We start from the raw sequence: 18591 nt of genomic DNA, 5'->3' as shown, positions 1-18591 counted from the left end.
GGCATCATATGCCGGCGGCGTTTTTTTTAGGTATTTTCCGGGGACTGAGGGCCTGAACAGGCTGGATTTACGCCGTACCTTCGACGGTAAAGTGCCGGTCCAGCCGCATGGTGCGAAAGAGGTTTAAAATGTTTTTATTGGCGTTGATGACCTTGAGCATGCCTTCCACTTTGGCCAGCGAGTTATAGACAGCAATCATGACGCCGATGCCCACGGAGTCCACCATCTCCACGCCGGTCAGGTCAATGGTGACCGACTCGGGTGATTCCCGAATCACCTGCTGCAACTCCTCCCGGAAACCATCGGCCATGGAGGCCACCAGGTCGGTCCCGGGCTTCACGATCACCTGCCTGGCCTGCCGGGTGATTTCACTCTGAGCCATTCGAAGCCGCTCCATCTGTTAGAATTAATTAAGAACACATGTTCAACAACGGGTTCTGCTATGGTTATTACTCTAGCACCGCTTTGCCGAAAGCGCAAACAAAAAGATGGCGCAGATCCATGTGTGCCGATCGCGGAGGCCGCAAGCAAGACCGGCTGGAAGGGGGCCTGTTCGGGTCAGCGGGCCTCGGACTGGGAAACGGGCCGCTGGCGGGCCGGTGCTTTGGGCGGGCTGTTTTTTTCTTCGGCATTCCGGACCAGGGACTTGACCTGTTTGGCAAACTGGTCGGTGTACTGGGTGTCCAGGACCCAGAGGTTGAAGGTCTGTTCGTAGGAAAGTCCTATCTCTCCGGCATAGTTGGAGGGGTAGATAAAGACCGGCATGCTTTTCTTTTTCAAGTTTTTGCAGATACGGGCCAGGGAGGCATGAATGGCCGGTGCCGGCAGTGCCCGGTGGTCGGTGATAAAGATCTTGATGCAGCTGGTCAGGTCGGCCATGTTCAGGCCGATGTCCGAGCTGTTGATCATCAGCACCGCCTTGATCTGGTCTTTGGTTTTCAGGGAGAAGAGATACCGCTTCCGCTGAAACCCGAGCTGCAGATACTCGTTGGAAAGCTTGCGGATATTGCTGGACCCGGACACCAGGTCAAAGGCCTGCATCATCAGGCCCCCGGATTTGTGTTCGTAAAAACTCTCCAGCACCGCCAGGTCTTCGTGGGTGGTGGACGCCAGGTAATACCCTTCCGGCAGAACGCAATCCTTGTGCTCCTCCCGCCGGTGACGGAAATAGGCCAAAGAATCAATGGAGCATCCCTTGGGGCTCTGGGTGTTGCGGGCGATGCTGCCGAATACCGAAATGGCGAACTTGTCGTTGGAGTCGTAGTAGCTGACCAGGTAGTCCAGGTGGGCCGAGGCAAAGGAGTAGGACTCGTACACATACCGGGCCGCCTGGTTGAGCAGGGAGAGCTTCTGACTCAACTGGGGAATGGTGTTCTGGGAGGAGTGAAGGCAGAGAATCCAGGACCTTTCATAAAACCGCAGCATGGCCAGATGCCCCAGAATCATGCCCTTGTCCTGGTAGATGAAGTGGCGGGCGATGTGGGGGTTTTGCGTGTAGAGGTTTTCGTAGGTCCGCTTGACCTGGTCCTTGTGCTCGTGCACCAGTTCGTAGCTGTCCGAATAGATGATGCCGTTGCGGAAAAAGAACTCCCACAGCAGGTCCATGTTCACCGAGTCGCAGAGGTAGGAGTTGCCGTCCTCGGCCTGCCCCAGGATGGCCAGCAGGTTCATGTGGTCGTTGATGGCCATGTCCAGGATGGTGATGCCGCACTTGACCCCGTGCTGGTCATCCTCTTCCGGTATGCTGTAGATCACCTGGCCCCGGCACCGGAGCACGAAGTTGCTGGCAAACTTGAGGGTGGTCTCCGGCGTGACCAGGCCGGGGAGCAGCACCGCGTCTTCCTCGTGTTCCTCCACGGAGAACCCGGAACCCGACATGTCGTGAATTTTGAGCTGGACATCCTTGCCGGTCAGCGGGTGCCGGATCACTGCGTCCGGAGAGGGAACCAGCTGCTGACGGGCGCTGCGGTACTCCCTGGGCTTGAACCGCTGAATCTCGAAGTTCAACGGTTCCAGTACGATGTCCCGGTACTCCTTGTCCCCGGTCTGTTTAAATATCAGGCACTCCCCTGAATAGATGGTATCCTTGCCGGAACGGAGAATGATGTTGACCTTCACATCCGGGTTGATCCACTTGAAGGTCGGGGATATCTTGCTGATAAGCCGGATATGAAAGGCCATGGTGGAAAAGTCCAGCAGTTCGCCCCGGTAGACCACGCTGTTCTGCACCATGCGTACATCGATGCCGTGACAGTCGTACCGCTTGACCCGCCGCTTGTTGACCTCCTGGTACTGCCGCGGCAGCTTCATGATGATCCGCCTGCGGCTGGCGCTGATAATTTCGGGCTTGACCATCAGCACCTTGTTGTTGTCCGGAATCAACACCTCTTCAAGCCGGTAGTTGCGGAACACGGGGACCAGGTCCGATATGTCGGTCCAGGTGCACTCCAGCCGGGCATCCTTGCAGGGCATGGGCAGGACGTGCTTGGTCACCTTGTGGTCGTACTTCTTGTGATGGAAGTTGATGAGAATGGTCTCATCCTGGAAGTTGATATAGTTGAGCCGGTCGATGAGATACTTGACTTTGCCGCTTTTTTTGCCTGTGGTGGCGTCGGTCTTTTCATTGAGGTTGATCAGCCGGGAGCCGGGCGCCACCTTGAGCCGGCTGGTGGCCGACGGGTTGGGAAAGACTTTGACCTTCTTGGCATTGCCGCTGTGAATCGGCTTGTAAATGATGTGCCGTTTGCCTGGAGCATCCACGAATATGATTCCACGCCCTGATTGCGGAGTTTATTGAAGCACAGTGAAATATTTACTGAAAATGTAGTACCATATCACCGGGACAATATCGAGGGAAAAACCGGTCGCAGTAGACATGCCACCATATCTTTGCGTTTTGGCTGTGAGGACCACTACCGCTGGTGTATGCGCCGCCGAAAGGTGTTTATCGAATTGATGTTTGGGCGGAGATCAGTGGAACAGCCGGGCCATCAGGGGCAGGGCACCAAAGGTGCCCAGCGTGCTGCCCAGATTGACCAGCACCACAACCAGCAGCACCCGGGTGACCCGGTTGCGCCAGAAACCGCCAAAGGAGGTGATATCGGAAGAGAGGTCTTCCAGGTCTCCCACGGTGGGCCGCCGCACCAGGGCTTCCACCAGCCCGGCCACCCATCCGGCGCCAATGGCGGGGTTGACCGATGTGATGGGGGCCGATACCGCGGCCGCCAGGATGGTGAGCGGATGGCCCCATGCGGCCAGGGCGCCCAGGCCGGCCAGGGTGCTGTTGGCAAGAATCCAGAGCCCCAGAAGGTGCATGCCGGTATCCCTGCCGCCCAGGGCAAACCCCAGCACAAACACCGCGATGATAAGGGCGGGAATACCCCACTTTATCACTTTCCCGGATATACCGGGCGGTGGAACGGTCTCCAGCGCCTGAATATCGATGGCCGTGTTCCAGTACCGTTTGATGCCGGCTACATGGCCCGCACCCACCACAGCCACGATCTTTTTTCCGGGGGCGTTGTAAATGGAGTGGGCCAGGTACTGGTCCCGTTCATCGATGATGATTTTTCGCAGCATGGGGTGGGATGCCTCCAGCTCGGCCAGCACCATGTGCAGCATGTCCTCCTGCTTGAGCTTTTCGATCTCCTCTTCAGAGATTTCATCGGCACCTGCAAGGGAGCCCACCAGTTGGAACAGGAGCTTGCTTTTTCCCCAGAGCCCCATGGAACGCCAGGCCCGGGCAAGGGTGGCGCGGATTTCCCGGTCGGCCAGGTGGATCTTTGCCCCGATTTTTTCCGCGGTTTCAATAGCACTGATCATGTCCTGGCCCGGCGCAATGCCGAACTTTTCCGCGATCTTTTTCTGAAAGGCGGCCAGCAGCAGGTTGGCCAGCAGCATAAAGGCCTTCTTGTCCCGGACCACCTTCAGGATGTCCATCTGTCGCCAGTGCTCCCGGTTGCGGACAGCCTCAAACCTGGGCCGGCAAAGCTCCACGCACACCGTGTCCGGCTGCTCTGCCTCAATCACCTGAGTGACCTGTTCGGCGCTCTGGCGGGAGACATGGGCGGTGCCCACCAGAAGGATCTCTTTGTCACCTGCATGCAGGTGATGAATGTTGTCGTCACTGGTCATTATTATTCTTTTCGTGAAATATGCGGCCTGACGTGTTAAATTATCGCCCTGATACCGCCGGATATATCGAATTCCGTGCCGTGTCAAGGAAGATGTCCAACAGGCTCGTTTTTGTTGAAAGTGCCATGTATGTTTTGATTTCGATACCGATACCGATCCCGGTAGCGATTTGGGTTTGGATAACATAAATTCATGGTTGAGGAGATACCGGTGAAAAAGCAGCAGAACACGGAAATCAGGGCCGAAGATTTCCGAATTACGGAAGAACCCTTCTACCTGCCGGCGGGAAACGAGGCGGTTCTGTTTCAGGCGGCTTACGACGCCCGGCTGCCCGTTATGCTCAAGGGCCCCACCGGCTGCGGCAAGACCCGGTTCGTGCAGCACATGTCCTTTCGTCTGGGCCGGCCCCTGATCACCGTGGCCTGCCACGAGGACCTGTTTGTCTCCGACCTGGTGGGCCGCTACATTCTGAAAAACGATGAAACCGTGTGGCGGGACGGCCCCCTGACCACGGCGGTGCGTATGGGCGCTATCTGCTATTTTGACGAGATCGTGGAGGCCCGGAAAGACACCACCGTGGTGATTCACCCGCTGACCGACGACCGCCGCACCCTCTATATCGACAAAAAAGGAGAGGTGATTCCCGCCCACCCCGACTTTCTGCTGGTGATCTCCTATAACCCCGGATACCAGTCCGTGCTTAAAGACATGAAGCAGAGCACGCGCCAGCGGTTTACGGCCCTGACCTTTGACTATCCGGCGGCTGAACATGAAATTACCATCATTTGCAAGGAGGCGGGCGTGGACCAGGAGACCGCTGACCGGCTGGTGCGGCTGGGGACCCGGATTCGCAACATTCGGGAGCACGGCCTGACCGAGGGGGCCAGCACCCGGCTCCTTATCTATGCCGCCCGCCTGATCCGCCAGGGCGTGGCCGGGGCGGACGCCTGCCGGGCCGCCATCTGCCAGCCCCTGACCGATGATGAGGGGTTGCAGGAGACGCTGGATGATTTGGTAAAAGATCTGTTTTGATGGCTCCGTAAAAAGCCCAATCTCTGCGTTGCGCGGCATCCCTCGTCACTGCGGCGTACATTCAGTACGCCTCATTCCTCGGGCTTTGCGGCGCCTTGATCTTGACCTTTTTACGAAGCCATCCTGAATCGGTGGATAGAATGCCTTATCGGACCGGATACGGCGTGGGGCAATACCGCTTACGTTCATGAACCAATTCTCATACATAAATAATGGAGACTCCCCCCTGGAGGTCCTGGCCCTGGCCGATCCCGACCTGGCCCGCCGGGTAAAAAACCGGCTGGACAAGGCCGGATGCGATTTGAAGGCGAAGGCGGTAAGCGTTCTGGCCGGTGACGTGGTGTACGGCCTTTCCATTGAATCCGCCCTGGGCCGGGCCCTGGCCGACGGCTACCTGGCACTGATCACCGGGGGCGCGGACCGGAAGGCCATTGATTGTTACAGCCGATCCCTTCAGGCGGCCATTAAAGAGGGGCCCACGTTTGGCCGGATTCTGGCCATCAGCCTGCCCCCGGTGCTGCTTCACCCCGATTCCCGGCTGTTTGACCGGTTCATGGCCGCCGTGAACCGGATCAAGGCCCGGTGGCTTTATGCCCTGACCGCCGAGCCCATGGAGATCATCGGTGAACTGGTGAGCGGCAAGGCCGCGGACGCCGGCCTTGCCTACCTGGACCTTTTGCTGGCGGTGTTTGACCATGAACTGACCTACAACCAGTACCGGCGGTTTACCGCCGAGTTTCCCCGGGCCGTGCTTTCGTTTTCGCCCGGCCAGCGGGCCTGGAAAACCGTTCAGCTGGAGCGGGTGGTGCGCCGGGATTTTGACCTGGCCTGCCTGTTTCTGACGCCGTTGACCCGGGAGCTTGCCTTTCTGGCGCCGGCCGACCTTGAACGCTTTATCTCAGAGGGGCTGGACCGCCATCAAAAGGATGCCAACCGGGGAAAAAAGTTTCTGACCTTGGAGTCCCGGACCGCCATTGAAACCTGCGACCGTCTTCGGACCACGGCGATTTTTCCGGAGATGCAGCAGAAGATTTCCTGCTACCTGCATGCCCGCACCGGCCGGGCCATTCCCGTGAAGCCGATCTCCGGTCTGCCCGAAACTTTTTTTTCGAATTCACCTGATGTGTCTGCCTGTTCCGACGGGAAGACCATTTTTCTGGCCGACACGATCAACCGCAATTCGCGGCGGAAAGAAAACAGCGATTTTTACAAGGCCCTGGCCTGGATCGAGGCCGGGCTGATTGAGTTCGGCACCTTTGATTTTGACCTGCAAAAAGCCCTGGAAAATGCCGGCCGTCCCCCGAGACCCATCGGGCCGGGCGAAGATGGCCGCACCGATATGGAACGGCTGTTTGACTGTTTTCCCCACACCGGCCTGGCCGCCGACCTTTTTTCCATTTTTGAATACGGCCGGGTCCGCACCCTGCTGGAAGAACATTACCCGGAAGGGGCCCGGCGCTTTTACGGGCTGGTCCGGCAGGCGGCGGCCCCCGGGCCGGGCGAAAATATAATGCAGACGCTTCATGCGTGCATCGCCCTGGGCCGGAACCTGGTACAATGCAGGGGTGCCGGAAAGCGAACGGTGGAGACCGTGGCGCGTATTTTCAATCACCATGCAGCCGGCCGTCCGTTTCCCGAAGCCTCGGCCCAGGCCCTGTTTTCCGTGTTCGAAGGCCTGCGGCCCGGTCTTTTCATGCAGGGCGAATACAGATCCATGGCCCCGGCCCTGGGCCTTTGCCTGCGGCCCGCGCTTTTTGCCAGGGCCTGGGGCGAGCATGACAGGCTGGCGGGCCGGGTGCAGCAGGCTGTTGCAAAAGAGGGGTACAAGGCATACAAGTCCGATATCCTGCGGCGAATGCGGGAACAGGGAGGGCTTCTTTATGCCGAAGATATTCAACAGATCGTGGCTCACACCCCCCAGGCGCATGAACCGGGACCGGAAAGCGGTGCCGGCCCCGGTTTACCGGGCATTGACCTGTCCGACCTCCATGATTCCCTGGCGGCAAACGGGCCGGCGCCGGATCCTGCCGGCGGGCCGGTTTACCGATACCGGGAGTGGGACCACGCCATCGGGGACTATCTTGCCGATCATGTGCTGGTGCGGGAACGCCGCTTCGATCCGCCGGATTCCGGATTCTACCAGTCGGCTCTTTCCCGGCACCGGGGCCTGGTGAAAAAAATCCGCTACGCCTTTGAACTGCTCAAACCCGAGGGTATGACCGTGCTTCGCAAGTGGCGGGAAGGAGAGGATTTCGATTATCGCCAGCTGATCGATTTTGTGATTGACAAAAAGGCCGGCAAAACCCCGTCCGAAAGGATCTATATCAAGCGGCTTAAGAAGGTGCGGGACGTGGCCGTGCTGCTGCTGCTGGACATTTCGCGTTCCACCTCCGGCGCGGTCGCCGGTTCAGACACGACCACGGTGCTCTCCGTTGAAAAGGAGGCCACGGTCCTGTTCTGCGAAGCCCTGGACGTGGTGGGCGACACCTTTGCCATTGCCGGGTTTTCCGGCACCGGCCGCCTGGGTGTGGACTATTTCCCCATCAAGGATTTTGACCAGCCCATGACCGACACCGTGCGCCGGGGCATCGGCGGGCTGTCGCCCCAGCGCAACACCCGCATGGGGGCCGCCATCCGGCATGCCACGGCACAGCTCAAGGCTGCGGCCGCCGCCTCCAGGCTGCTGATCATCGTGACCGACGGGTTTCCCAACGACCTGGACTACAAGCGGGAACGGGCCATTGAGGATACCCGGCGGGCCCTGCTGGAAGCCAGGGCCGGCGGCATTTCCGTTCACACCATCACCGTGAACATCGCCGGTGACGGCGTGCTGGACGATCTTTACGGAAAAGTGCGCCACAGCGTGATCTCCAATGTGAGGGAGCTGCCGAACAAGCTGCTGCGAATCTACGGGCGGTTGACAGGATGACCATGTACTTGTCTTTGGCGCAAAGAAAAGAATGACCCTGACGAACAATATGGTTGCACAGACCTGATCTTATTCTTACTCTTACTTATAATCGTAATCGTGACCCACAGTTAAAAAGTTTCGATTAAGATTAAGAGCACGAGCACGAGTAAGATTAAATAAGAAATCGAACTGGATATTTTACAAGCGGATGTGGGCGGATCAATGGACGACATGATTCTCTACAACGACATTTATCACTGGGAGGGGCTGGGCAAGGCCTTCGGCCTGGCCACGGGGAGAATCCGGCTGCGTATTTTCGACCTGGACAAGGCCCCGGAAAACAGGGGCGTTCGTCACCTGAGACCCATGGTGGTGGTGGTTTCCGATGTGCCGGGAGAGAGCATCACGGTCAAGGGGTGGGCCGGCCCCCTGGCCTCCTTTATTTCCAGGGCGTTTCATATCGATCCGCACCGGATGCTCTGGGTGGAGCACTACCCTGCAGTTCAGTACGGCGTCAAACACGTGAAACAGATTGATGAAATTTTTGAGGCAGTGGAATTCACCTGGGAAGAGGGTGTGGCCGTGGCCCCCAAATGGCGTCCGCTGAAACCGCCTTTGCGGGACGTCGTCAAAAACCTGGTGGATGTCTGTTGAACCACTCCTTATGGCTCGCCTGTTTTCTGCTCCATGGGGTTGTCCTGCCAGTCCAGACAAAAAGCGGAGATTTCCGCTGCCAGGCCCTGGGCCTCTTTTGCCGGCCCGCCATCGGCATGCAGAAACCCCATCAGGCGCCACACCTTTTTGCCCAGGGCCACGGTTTGTGCCACATTCAGGGGCAGGGGCCTTGTCCCGTCAGTCGGGCCTTTGTCTGACGCGCAAGTCTTTTTGACCGCCCCGGGAATATCGTCCAGCCGGTTTACCACCGGCCCGGTGGCAAGGCCGGTGACCATGGAGTTGTCACGGCCCCGGAACACGGACCGGCAATCATTTTTGTAAAGCACCACCGGCTTGCCGGCCATAAAGGCCATGGCCGCCTCTGCCACGGCCCCCTCGTCCGGCACCCGGCCGTTGGTGTTCACCACAATGCACCCGCACCGCTCAATAATCTGAAACAGGTCCAGGGCAAATATCAGCCGGTCTACCACCTGCCGGGATTTCAGGATATTTATACCCAGGGGTGAGTTTAAGAACTTCATCACATGGGCTTCCAGTCCGTCCCGGTGGGGCAGAAAGGTGGCATACCCGTTTTGCTCCAGTACCCCGGCAATGGCGGTCATGCCACCAATCTCTTCGGGACAGAAAAGCGGACCGGAACAGTAGACAACGGTTTTTTCTTTTTGTGCCATCTACAGACTTCCAGGTTACACCGCTTCCATGGTGGAAGTGGGCTTGGAGGTGATGTTGTAGGTCACGCTGACCACTTCCGGAATGGTTTTCGTTATTTTTTTGGCAACCGATTCCAGCAGGTCAAAGGAGAGCCGCGTGGGCCGGGCCTTGCGCGCGTCCACGCTGTCCCAGCAGCGGATTTCAATCTGGTTGCCGAAGACCCGCTTGTTGTCCCGCATGCCCGTGACCCGGTCCTCGTGCAGAATGGCCATGTACTGAAAGGCGTCAACGTCCTTGAAGGTCTTTTCCATGATGGCCGTGGCTTTTCGCGCCAGGGCGATCCTGTCCGGCTTTGCCTCGCCGATCACCCGGGCCGCCAGGGCCGGGCCGGGAAAGGGCATGCGTTCAAAAACGGCTTCCGGCAGGCCCAGGCCCCGGCCCACCTTGCGCACCCCGTCCTTGCGCAGTTCAATCAGCGGCTCCAGGATTTTGTAGCCGAACGCCTTCTGGGGGTCAATGCCCAGCTGCGCAAAAACATTGTGCTGCCGCTTGATACCGGCCACGGTCTCATCCACGTCTGTCAGGATGGTGCCCTGAAGCAGGTACGTGGCCTTGCTCTTGACCACCAGCTTGCCGAAAATCTTTTTATAAAAGGTCTGGGTGATGGCCTCTCTTTTTTCCTCCGGGTCGGTCACGCCTTTGAGCGCGGCGAAAAAGGCCCTGGAGGCATCGATGACCTCTACCGGAATCCCCATTTTTTTGAAGGTTGCCACCACCCGGGCCGGTTCGCCTTCCCGCATGATGCCGTTGTCGATGAAATAGGTTTTCAGGTTTTTGCCCAATGCCCTGTGGCCCAGCACGGTGACCACGGACGAATCCACGCCTCCGGAAAGGGCGTTAATGGCCATTCCGTCTCCCACGGCCTGCTGAATGTCTTTTACCTTGTCGGCGATAAATTTCTCCACATTCATGTTTTTTGCCTTGATCTCCTTCATTTTGGCCATGGTGCCGTCCTTTCTGAAAGCGGGTTGGTAATGAGACGAAAAAGAGACTGTCTCCAGTCTTTCAATGAAACGATGTGAAGTTCAGCAATACAAAAATTACACGTTTTTGGCAAGAAAAGGTTCGGGCGTGACGTTGAGCCGGATAAACGGCCCCACGTCATCCTGTCCGGTGGCAATCCTTGTTTTCAGGGCACCCGGGTCACTGCTTTGGTCAAGGATGCTTTGGTATAGAGCATCAAACTCTTTTTTCGTGGCAAACCGGGGCTGATAGCCCGTGATCCGGTTATCGCTCATGACGGGATAAAGGCTCAGCGCACAGTCAAATTTCCCCTTTTCTTCCGTTACCGCCATCAACGCGGCCAGACTGAAAGGGGGGCCGTCATGTTCCGCGTACCGGCCCGGGGCGTTGAACACAAAATTGCCCAGGCTGTATATGATCCAGCGGTCATGGTACAGTTCAATCTCCTGAAGCCGGTGGGCCCCGTGGCCCAACACCAGGTCCGCGCCGGAATCGATCAGGGCATGGGCCAGGGCTGTCTGCCCGGTGGTTTTCCACTGATAGTTTTTGCCCCAGTGTGGAAAAGCGATGATAAAGGCCCCGGGGTTTTCCCCGCGCAGGGCCCGGATCTGGGCGGCGGCCCTGGGGATTGACCAGGCATTCACACCGCCCTTGTCTTTGCCGGCGTAAAACCGGAATGCCCTGTCATAGACCGGCCGGTATTCAAAGCCCGCCGCCACCAGCATTCGCAGGGGGTGACCGTTGATTTTATAAGACAGCGCAAGAGGCCGGGCCCCGTCAGCCGCGCTTGCCCCCGCGCCGAAAGTCTCCATGCCGTTCTGCTGCAATACGTCCAGGGTCTGTTTCAACCCTTGCAGGCCGTAATCCATGGTGTGGTTGTTGGCCAGGGAGAGGTGCTTAATGTTGTGTTTTGCAAGCGCGGCGGGCGCCGCGTGAATATCGCTCCAGTGAAGATAGGATTTTCTGCCTGCCAGCGGAGACGCCGGCAGGCTGGTGACAGGCGTTTCAAGATTGGCCACGGTTGTATCCGCGCGCTTCAGAAGCGGCAGCAGTCCGGCAAATCCATGATCATATCCCCGGGTCTTGAGAATGTCCTCGCCGGCCTGTTGGGCGATGACACGCTGATAGCTTTCGCCAAATGCGGTGTCACCCGCAAAAAGGATATGGACCTGCCCGGTGTGGGCAAGACCATCGGCCGTGTCGCCGGCACGGCACCCGTAAACGCCGACGGTGATTACACACACCACCAGCAAAAGCCGGTACGGCGTGAAGCGGTTTTTAAGGGTCATGGGTTTTTGTCTTTCCCGCTGGTGACCGGTGCCGGGGTCACCGCGCGAATCCAGGGTTCCAGACGTTTGCCATAGGCAACTTCCACCCCGAAAGCAGGGGGGGTGTCGGAACGTGTCCTTTTTTGTGAGAGCAGGGCCGCAAACACCTGCTTGTTGCCGACAGGCACGTGGATTTGCCCTACACTCAGCCGTTGAATATGGCCCACGATTTTTTCTTTTTTGTCATTCGCGTAAAAGGTGTCCATGGCAACAATGGCCGGAGCAATAATAAAACGGTTCCGGTCGCTGTATTCCACCCGCAAGGCTTTGGCGTCGGTGCCGGCGTCCACGGCAAACAGCCGGGAGCCGCTGGTTTTCACTTCGTTCACCCGCTCCTGAAAACGGGTATACTCTTTTTCAAGGTCCTCGTCATTCGGAGCGGCCTGATGCGCGGCCCGTATCTTCTCTAATGCGGTATCCATCTGCTCCAGAAACTGTTGCCAGGGTGTGCCGCCCAGTTCCAGAACAACAAATACCTCTCTGGGCGTATCGGGCTTGTATTGATGTCGTGCCTTGTATCGGTCCACGTTAAACCCCAGCTCACGAAGTTTGGCCTCGTCCATCCACCGGGGATTGCGGGACCGGTAAGTATACCAACCGTAGCTGTCCCCACGCTCCATGCCCAGCGTCTGCCACGCTATCTCCAGGGCCATGCCGCTGTTCTCTTTTGGCGTCCAATAGGGCAGGTTGAGCTCCCGCTCAGAGAGCACCACCACGGCATTCGGATCGCCGGAGCGGTTGTATGCCACGCCGGACAACACGATGCCGTTGATTGCCGCGATCATGATAAAAGCCAGGATAAAAAGTGTTTTTGCGGAAAGGCGCTTTTTCATGATGCCACCTCCTTTGCCCGCGGTTCGTCGCTTCTGAGTCGCTTGAATATCAGCAGAGCCAGAATCGCGGTCAGCGCCACGACAAAAAAGAAGATGTACTTGGGCATCCAGTCCCACCACCAGTCAAAAATTTTGGTATACAGAAAAATCACGAAAAACACGGTGCCGGTGTTGACCACGTCGGACCAGTTTTTTTGAAGGCCCAGCCAGATGGCCAGGGCGCTGACCACAAACCCCACGGCCTGGTAAAAATATTCCACAAACTTCCCATCGATATTGATGTAGCTGACGCTGGCCCAGTTTGCCAGCACCAGCACCGGCAGGAAAAAGAGCAGCATGGCAAACACCCGGTAGATAAGACCAAACCCGGAATAGGATTTGTGGGAGACAAAAAACGGAATCACAAACAAAAACAGCGCCACCGGGAAAAAGTTTTCCGGCCGGGTTCCGAAATATATCCAGTAGCAGCCGGACCACGTGCCGGTGCGGGCGGACAGAAAACAGGCCAGGCTGATGATGCCCGCGGCCAACAGCAGCCTGGCGTCGGTGGCATAGGCCAGCAGAAAGGCAAACAGCGCCCAGACCAGAAAGGCGTTTTCCGACGGCACGATGTTGAAGATTTGGCCCAGCATGATCAGGTTCAGCACAAAACAGGCCACGCAGACCAGGCCGAAGATTTTTGAAAAATAGCCGGACGGCTCGCGGACCGAGGCCGTGTATGTCAGGGCCAGGGTGACCAGGGGCGCGGCGGTCAGGATAATCACCTGAACCGGTGTGGAAAAGCGGCCCCAGAACTGGTAGAAAAGAAAAAACACGCTGGCGGCCAGCGCCAGGGCGCCCAGAAATGAGGCAATACGCATGCCCAGGCTGAACTGCTTTTCCCTGCGACTGGTGTCGATGTCAAAGCCGGCGGTAAAGGTTTCCAGCAGTCCTTTATGATAGGCGTCCACCGCCGCCTTCTGATCCGGGGCCAGGCACAATACCTGTTCCTTTTCCAGCAGCACCAGCTCCTCCTGGAACCCGGCAATCCGGTCGGCCCGTTTCTGGGCCTCGGTTTTAGAGAGTTTCCCCATTGAACGCCCTCCTCTGGTTATTGGTATCAGGCAACGGCCCTGTCCTTGCGCGCGGCCAGGCGAGTTGTGGCCATCATGGCCAGGCCACCGGCCAGGGCCGTTACCGCGCTGGCGATGAACAGGGGGCGCGCTCCCGTAGCGTCGAAAAAAACACCGTTGACAAAAATACCGATCATCATGCCAAGGCCGAAGCTCACCGCGTTGTTTACGGCCTGGCCCAGGGTTTTGGTGCCTTCCAGGCTTACCCGGTCCATGTAAAGAATACTGGCCATGTGAAAGGCGGCATAGGTGGCGGCGTGCAGCAGCTGACCCAGGAGAATCAGCGGGGCCGATATGACAACGGCCATCAGCAGCCAGCGGACAACGGCCACAAAAAAAGAGAAGATCAGTACCGCCTCCAGGGAGAAACGGGCAAAGAGCCTGGGCGAGGCCAGCATGACCACGATTTCGGCCAGGGATGCCAGTGCCCAGGCAAACCCGATGAAAGTGGCGTCAAACCCCAGGTTCTCCAGGTGAATAGAGAAAAAGCCGTAGTAGGTGCCGTGGCTGACCAGCATCAGAAAAGCGCAGGCCAGGAACATTTTGACCCGTTTCTGCCGCAGCAGGGAGCCGGCCCCGCTTTTCTCCCGCGTGCTTTTCACCGCGGGCAGGGCCAGCGCACCGGCGGACTGGAGCAGGGTGCCGGCCAGAATCAGGGGAATGATGATGTCAATGGAAAAGATGTCGGTGACCCGGCCCATGAGGATGACCACCGCGATAAAGCTGGCCGTGCCCCAGGCCCGGACCCGGCCGTAGCTGTTTTTTTCCGCGCCCAGTATGTCCATGGAAAAAGCCTCCATAAAGGAGATCACCGGAGCGCGAAAAATGCTGTAAAACAGGGTAATCACCAGCATGGGAATAAAATCGGTGGTAAACAGAAAAAAGCTCCACAAGCCGGCACTGACCATGTTGCACAAAAGGTAGATCGGCTTGCGGGCCTCAAACCGGTCGGCCAGGGCCCCCCAGATCAGGGGAAAAACAACGGTGGCGCCGGTCTGGATGGCGGACAGGGTGCCGATCTGAAAACCGGAAAAGCCCAGGTGGTAGCAGTAGAGGTTGAAAAAGGGCAGAAAGATGCCCAGCACGGCAAAGTAGAGAAAGTATTGCAGCGCGAGGCTGATGCGGCTGGATGGGGTCTCTTTTTCAACCACGAAACGTCTGGTCTCCGGCAGGGCGTGAATCAAAACGGCGTGCGGTCTTGCGCTTCCCTGCTTGATTATTGGTCATGATCATGACATAAAATAAACAGTTGACCGGTTATAACCTTTAACCCGGGTGTTAAAATGAGCAATGTTTTTTCCCGTTTCAGGCCGCATGGTAGCAGATATCACTGTTTTTTGCCATGGGGTTTCCTCCTTGTCTGCCTGCTGATGTCGGGATGCGCGACCCGGGTCGTTTCCACGCCGCCGGCAAAACCATCCACCGGTACGTACCGTCAGTTCGGCAAAGAATACAGGCTGCTGCCCAGCGCTGCCGGTTTTACTGAAGAGGGCATGGCCTCCTGGTATGGCGAGCCGTTTCACGGCCGGAAAACCGCCAGCGGCGAGGTTTATGATATGCATAAACCGTCCGCGGCCCACAAGACGCTTCCCCTGGGCACCCGGGTCACGGTGTATAACAAACAGAACGGAAAATCCCTTGAAGTGCGAATCAACGACCGGGGACCTTTTGTGGCCGGCCGGGTCATCGACCTCTCCTATGCCGCGGCCAGGGAACTGGGCGTAATCGGTCCGGGCACCGCGCCGGTGCGCATCACGGCCCTGGAACCCCATCCCGGTGATGTGCGGCTCGGCAAAGAAGAGGGGGTGTTTGCCTTTCAGGTGGGGGCCTTTGCCAGCCGGCAGAACGCCGACAATTTTCAGGCATCCCTTTTAAAACGGTTTGCCCATGTGCATGTGACGGAATTTTTTGACGGGGTGGATACGTTTCACCGGGTGCGGGTGGGGCGGTACCCGTCCCGGGAAGCGGCTGAGGCGGCCCGCTCCCAGATGGCCGCGGCCGGTTTTGAAGATGCATTTATTGTGGCGGAATGATGGAAGCGCCCGAACTTCGAAATGTCGTGTTCCTGGACCGGGACGGGGTGATCAACGAGGATTTCCCCGGCTATGTGAAGAACTGGGCCGAAGTGACCTTTGTGCCCGGCAGCCTGGAAGCCATTCAGCGGCTCACCGAAGCCGGGTTCATCCTGATGGTAATCACCAACCAGCCGGCCGTGGGCCGTGGCCTGATGACCCGGTCCTGCCTTGACTACATGATCGCCAAGATGCGGCAGGAGGCGGAACACGCCGGCGGGCGCATTGTTGACGTGTTTTACTGCCCCCATGTGCCGGCGGACCGGTGCGGCTGCCGCAAGCCTTTGCCCGGCCTGATTCAGCAGGCCCGCGAAAAATATCACGTGGACCTGCTCTCTTCGGTGATGATCGGCGACAGTGCGGAAGATATTGAATGCGCCCGGACCGCCGGGTGTGGCTGTTCGATTCTGGTCAGAACCGGCAACGGCAGACAGGCGGAAAAAGAGCTGGCCGAAAAGCAGGTTTTTCCCACCTGGGTGGCCGCCGACCTGTTGGAGGCGGCCCTGTGGATGATCAAAAATCACGATTCGGATCCGGCCGCATGATTACGCTTCAAGGGGTCCTGGAGACCATTCGATATCGCCATCCTTCCACTTTTTACACCATTGCCGGTCTGCGTGTGGCCCGGCCCGGCACCCTTGTCACGGTGGTGGGCATCCTGCCCGGCGTGACGCCGGGGCAGACCGTTACCCTCACCGGCGAATGGACTACCCATGCCCGGTACGGCCAGCAGTTTTCCGTGAAAACCTGTGACGTCACCCTTCCCGCCACGGTGGAAGGTATTCAGAACTACCTGCAATCCGGCCTGGTCCAGGGCGTTGGAACCGCCATGGCCAGAAAGATCACCCGCCATTTCGGCAAAGAGACATTTTCCGTGATTGAAAACCAGCCTGAGCGGCTGGCCGAAGTGCCGGGCATCGGCGCAGCAACAGCGCTCATGATCCGGAATGCCTGGCGCGAGCACCATGCTGTCAGGGAGTTGATGGTGTTTTTGCAGGAAAAAGGGGTGGATGCCTCCCTCAGCGCCCGGATTTTCCGGGCGTATGGAGAGGCGGCGGTGGATATCCTGCGGGCCGACCCCTTTCGCCTGGCCGAGGACCTGCCGGGCCCCGGGTTTGTGATCGCCGACACCATCGCCCTTTCTTCAGGTGCCAGGGCCGACGACCCCCGGCGGATAAGGGCCTGCGTGCGCCACACCCTGGACCAGAACAGAACGGCAGGCAACGTGTTTGCCTTTGTTTCCCACCTGGTGGACCATTGCGGCACGCAGTTTCACATTGACCCAGCGGATGTGGAGACCGCCCTTTTCGAGCTGGCCCGGGCCGAGGAACTGGTGATAACCGAGATGCCCGGCCCGGACCCGGATGTGGCCATTGTTTATCCGGCGGACCTGTACGCCGCTGAAACCGGCATCGCGGCCCGGCTGGCCGCGTTTGCCTCGGTCCCTGTCACCACGGACCGGGCCGACAGCGACCAGATCATGGACCAGGTGGTGCGGCAGTTGGCCATTCAGCCCTCTGTCGAACAGCTGGCGGTGATTCAAAACATTCTTTCCCACCGGGTGGTGGTGGTGACCGGAGGGCCGGGCACGGGCAAGACCACCCTGATCCGGGCCATTGCCGCGGTGTTCGAGGGTGCCGGTAAAAAAGTGATGCTGGCCGCGCCCACGGGCCGGGCCGCCAAACGTCTCTGCGAAGTGTCCGGCAAGGAGGCGGTCACCCTTCACCGGCTGCTGGGCATCGGGTTTGAGGAAACCCCTTTTCTGAAAAATCAGGACAACCAGCTTCGCGCCGACGTGATCGTGGTGGACGAGGCCTCCATGGTGGACATTCCGCTTTTTTTTGCCCTGCTGTCCGCCACTCCGGTAACCGCCGGGCTGGTGCTGGTGGGGGATGTCTATCAGCTGCCGTCGGTGGGCCCGGGCAACGTGCTGCGGGATCTGATTGCATCCGGCAGCCTGCCGGTGTTTGAGCTGACCCAGGTGTTCCGCCAGGCTGAACAGAGCGCCATTGTGCGGAACGCCCACCGCATTCGCCGGAGCGAGCCGCCGGACCTGGCGTCCGCCGCTGCCATCTCCCCGGATACCGGCTTCTGGTTTGTAGAAAAAGAAACTCAGGAAGAAATCGCCGCCACGATAAAAGACCTGTGTGTTTCCCGGTTGCCGCGAACCTTTGGCCTGGACCCGGCAAACGATATTCAGGTACTCACCCCCATGCACAAGGGCCCGCTGGGCACCATCGCTTTGAACCATGCACTCCAGCAGGCATTAAACCCGGATGGCCCCGGGAATAAAGAGACACTGGCCGGTTTCAGGCCCGGCGACAAGGTGATGCACCTGAGAAACAACTACACCAAGGAGGTGTTCAACGGCGACATCGGTACTGTGGCGGCTGTGGACACACGGCGGCGCATGATTGATGTGAACTATGACGGCCGCATCGTCGAATATGATGTGGTCGAAGCCGATGAGCTGACCCTGGCCTATGCGATCACGGTGCACAAGTCCCAGGGATCGGAGTACCCGGCGGTGGTGCTGCCCATGACCACCCGGCATTACACCATGCTGGAGCGTAACCTTTTTTATACCGCCATGACCCGGGCACGGCAACTGGTGGTGCTGGTGGGGACATCAAAAGCAGTGGCAGTGGCCATGCGGAAAAACACCCCGAAAACCCGGCTGTCGCTTCTGGCCGCCCGCCTCAACCCGGCCATCATCGACGAGGAACGGTTTGCGCAGGACGATATGACCTGATTGCAATACCGGTATTTTTTTGTCCCACCTTCGCTTCCTTCGTGATCTTCGCGGTCTTCGTGTCATAA

At 58.5% G+C, this 18591-nt stretch carries 15 protein-coding genes; 6 read left to right on the top strand and 9 right to left on the bottom strand.

Going from position 1 to position 18591, the window contains the following annotated elements; genetic code table 11:
• Positions 1 to 67: 67 nt before the first annotated feature.
• The 3 genes from DOLE_RS13790 to DOLE_RS13780 form a co-directional block, all read right to left on the bottom strand.
• Positions 68 to 382: an STAS domain-containing protein gene (locus tag DOLE_RS13790; protein ID WP_012176101.1), complete on the bottom strand. Its 315-nt coding sequence runs from the start codon at positions 380 to 382 to the stop codon at positions 68 to 70.
• 176 nt (positions 383 to 558) lie between these two features.
• Positions 559 to 2760 (bottom strand): hypothetical protein, encoded by a 2202-nt coding sequence (locus DOLE_RS13785; protein ID WP_012176100.1) that lies wholly within the window; start codon positions 2758 to 2760, stop codon positions 559 to 561.
• A 210-nt stretch (positions 2761 to 2970) separates the two neighbouring features.
• Complete coding sequence (locus tag DOLE_RS13780) at positions 2971 to 4134, bottom strand: TraB/GumN family protein (RefSeq protein ID WP_012176099.1); 1164 nt, start codon at positions 4132 to 4134, stop codon at positions 2971 to 2973.
• A gap of 210 nt (positions 4135 to 4344) precedes the next feature.
• Between DOLE_RS13780 and DOLE_RS13775 the strand changes: the two genes are divergently transcribed.
• From DOLE_RS13775 to DOLE_RS13765, 3 genes are all read left to right on the top strand, one after another.
• Positions 4345 to 5166 (top strand): CbbQ/NirQ/NorQ/GpvN family protein, encoded by an 822-nt coding sequence (locus tag DOLE_RS13775; protein WP_232362712.1) that lies wholly within the window; start codon positions 4345 to 4347, stop codon positions 5164 to 5166.
• Positions 5167 to 5353: 187 nt separating this feature from the next.
• Positions 5354 to 8095 carry a nitric oxide reductase activation protein NorD gene (locus DOLE_RS17580; protein WP_012176097.1) on the top strand — a complete coding sequence of 914 codons (2742 nt, stop codon included), beginning with the start codon at positions 5354 to 5356 and terminating at the stop codon, positions 8093 to 8095.
• A 204-nt stretch (positions 8096 to 8299) separates the two neighbouring features.
• Positions 8300 to 8731, top strand: a complete 432-nt coding sequence (locus tag DOLE_RS13765) for a hypothetical protein (RefSeq protein WP_012176096.1) — start codon at positions 8300 to 8302, stop codon at positions 8729 to 8731.
• Positions 8732 to 8739: 8 nt separating this feature from the next.
• Here DOLE_RS13765 and DOLE_RS13760 read toward each other — a convergent pair whose 3' ends face one another.
• The 6 genes from DOLE_RS13760 to DOLE_RS13735 form a co-directional block, all read right to left on the bottom strand.
• Positions 8740 to 9423: a nucleoside 2-deoxyribosyltransferase gene (locus DOLE_RS13760; protein ID WP_012176095.1), complete on the bottom strand. Its 684-nt coding sequence runs from the start codon at positions 9421 to 9423 to the stop codon at positions 8740 to 8742.
• Positions 9424 to 9438: 15 nt separating this feature from the next.
• On the bottom strand, positions 9439 to 10407 hold the full coding sequence (locus DOLE_RS13755; RefSeq protein ID WP_012176094.1) for a GMP synthase (glutamine-hydrolyzing): 969 nt from the start codon (positions 10405 to 10407) through the stop codon (positions 9439 to 9441).
• 96 nt (positions 10408 to 10503) lie between these two features.
• Positions 10504 to 11715 (bottom strand): CapA family protein, encoded by a 1212-nt coding sequence (locus DOLE_RS13750; RefSeq protein ID WP_012176093.1) that lies wholly within the window; start codon positions 11713 to 11715, stop codon positions 10504 to 10506.
• Complete coding sequence (locus tag DOLE_RS13745; RefSeq protein ID WP_012176092.1) at positions 11712 to 12587, bottom strand: DUF4824 family protein; 876 nt, start codon at positions 12585 to 12587, stop codon at positions 11712 to 11714. Before DOLE_RS13745 ends, DOLE_RS13750 begins: the two co-directional genes overlap by 4 nt.
• The gene (locus DOLE_RS13740) at positions 12584 to 13660 is read right to left on the bottom strand and encodes a DUF2157 domain-containing protein (RefSeq protein WP_012176091.1); all 1077 of its coding nucleotides are present in this window, start codon (positions 13658 to 13660) and stop codon (positions 12584 to 12586) included. The genes DOLE_RS13745 and DOLE_RS13740 overlap by 4 nt, the downstream gene beginning before the upstream one ends.
• Positions 13661 to 13686: 26 nt before the next feature.
• Positions 13687 to 14850 carry an MFS transporter gene (locus DOLE_RS13735; protein WP_012176090.1) on the bottom strand — a complete coding sequence of 388 codons (1164 nt, stop codon included), beginning with the start codon at positions 14848 to 14850 and terminating at the stop codon, positions 13687 to 13689.
• Between the two features lie 186 nt (positions 14851 to 15036).
• On the opposite strand from DOLE_RS13735, the gene DOLE_RS13730 reads away from it, so the two are divergent.
• The 3 genes from DOLE_RS13730 to recD2 are packed head-to-tail and all read left to right on the top strand — an operon-like array spanning position 15037 to position 18523.
• Entirely contained in the window at positions 15037 to 15732 is a 696-nt protein-coding gene (locus DOLE_RS13730; RefSeq protein WP_041281192.1) for a septal ring lytic transglycosylase RlpA family protein, read from the top strand.
• Positions 15732 to 16316, top strand: coding sequence for a D-glycero-beta-D-manno-heptose 1,7-bisphosphate 7-phosphatase (gene gmhB, locus DOLE_RS13725; protein WP_041280583.1), 585 nt, complete (start codon positions 15732 to 15734; stop codon positions 16314 to 16316). Before DOLE_RS13730 ends, gmhB begins: the two co-directional genes overlap by 1 nt.
• Positions 16313 to 18523: an SF1B family DNA helicase RecD2 gene (gene recD2 / locus DOLE_RS13720; protein ID WP_012176087.1), complete on the top strand. Its 2211-nt coding sequence runs from the start codon at positions 16313 to 16315 to the stop codon at positions 18521 to 18523. Before gmhB ends, recD2 begins: the two co-directional genes overlap by 4 nt.
• Positions 18524 to 18591: the final 68 nt, after the last annotated feature.

The sequence above is a fragment of the Desulfosudis oleivorans Hxd3 genome (genome assembly GCF_000018405.1).
Lineage (GTDB): Bacteria > Desulfobacterota > Desulfobacteria > Desulfobacterales > Desulfosudaceae > Desulfosudis > Desulfosudis oleivorans.
This window is presented reverse-complemented; position numbering and strand designations above follow the sequence as displayed.

Excerpts from the sequence above, each read along its gene's own strand:
- DOLE_RS13765 (WP_012176096.1), top strand. The coding sequence starts at position 8,300 with ATGGACGACATGATTCTCTACAACGACATTTATCACTGGGAGGGGCTG.
- DOLE_RS13780 (WP_012176099.1), bottom strand. The coding sequence starts at position 4,134 with ATGACCAGTGACGACAACATTCATCACCTGCATGCAGGTGACAAAGAG.
- DOLE_RS13740 (WP_012176091.1), bottom strand. The coding sequence starts at position 13,660 with ATGGGGAAACTCTCTAAAACCGAGGCCCAGAAACGGGCCGACCGGATT.
- DOLE_RS13790 (WP_012176101.1), bottom strand. The coding sequence starts at position 382 with ATGGCTCAGAGTGAAATCACCCGGCAGGCCAGGCAGGTGATCGTGAAG.
- DOLE_RS13745 (WP_012176092.1), bottom strand. The coding sequence starts at position 12,587 with ATGAAAAAGCGCCTTTCCGCAAAAACACTTTTTATCCTGGCTTTTATC.
- recD2 (WP_012176087.1), top strand. The coding sequence starts at position 16,313 with ATGATTACGCTTCAAGGGGTCCTGGAGACCATTCGATATCGCCATCCT.
- DOLE_RS13755 (WP_012176094.1), bottom strand. The coding sequence starts at position 10,407 with ATGGCCAAAATGAAGGAGATCAAGGCAAAAAACATGAATGTGGAGAAA.
- DOLE_RS13750 (WP_012176093.1), bottom strand. The coding sequence starts at position 11,715 with ATGACCCTTAAAAACCGCTTCACGCCGTACCGGCTTTTGCTGGTGGTG.
- DOLE_RS17580 (WP_012176097.1), top strand. The coding sequence starts at position 5,354 with ATGAACCAATTCTCATACATAAATAATGGAGACTCCCCCCTGGAGGTC.
- DOLE_RS13760 (WP_012176095.1), bottom strand. The coding sequence starts at position 9,423 with ATGGCACAAAAAGAAAAAACCGTTGTCTACTGTTCCGGTCCGCTTTTC.
- gmhB (WP_041280583.1), top strand. The coding sequence starts at position 15,732 with ATGGAAGCGCCCGAACTTCGAAATGTCGTGTTCCTGGACCGGGACGGG.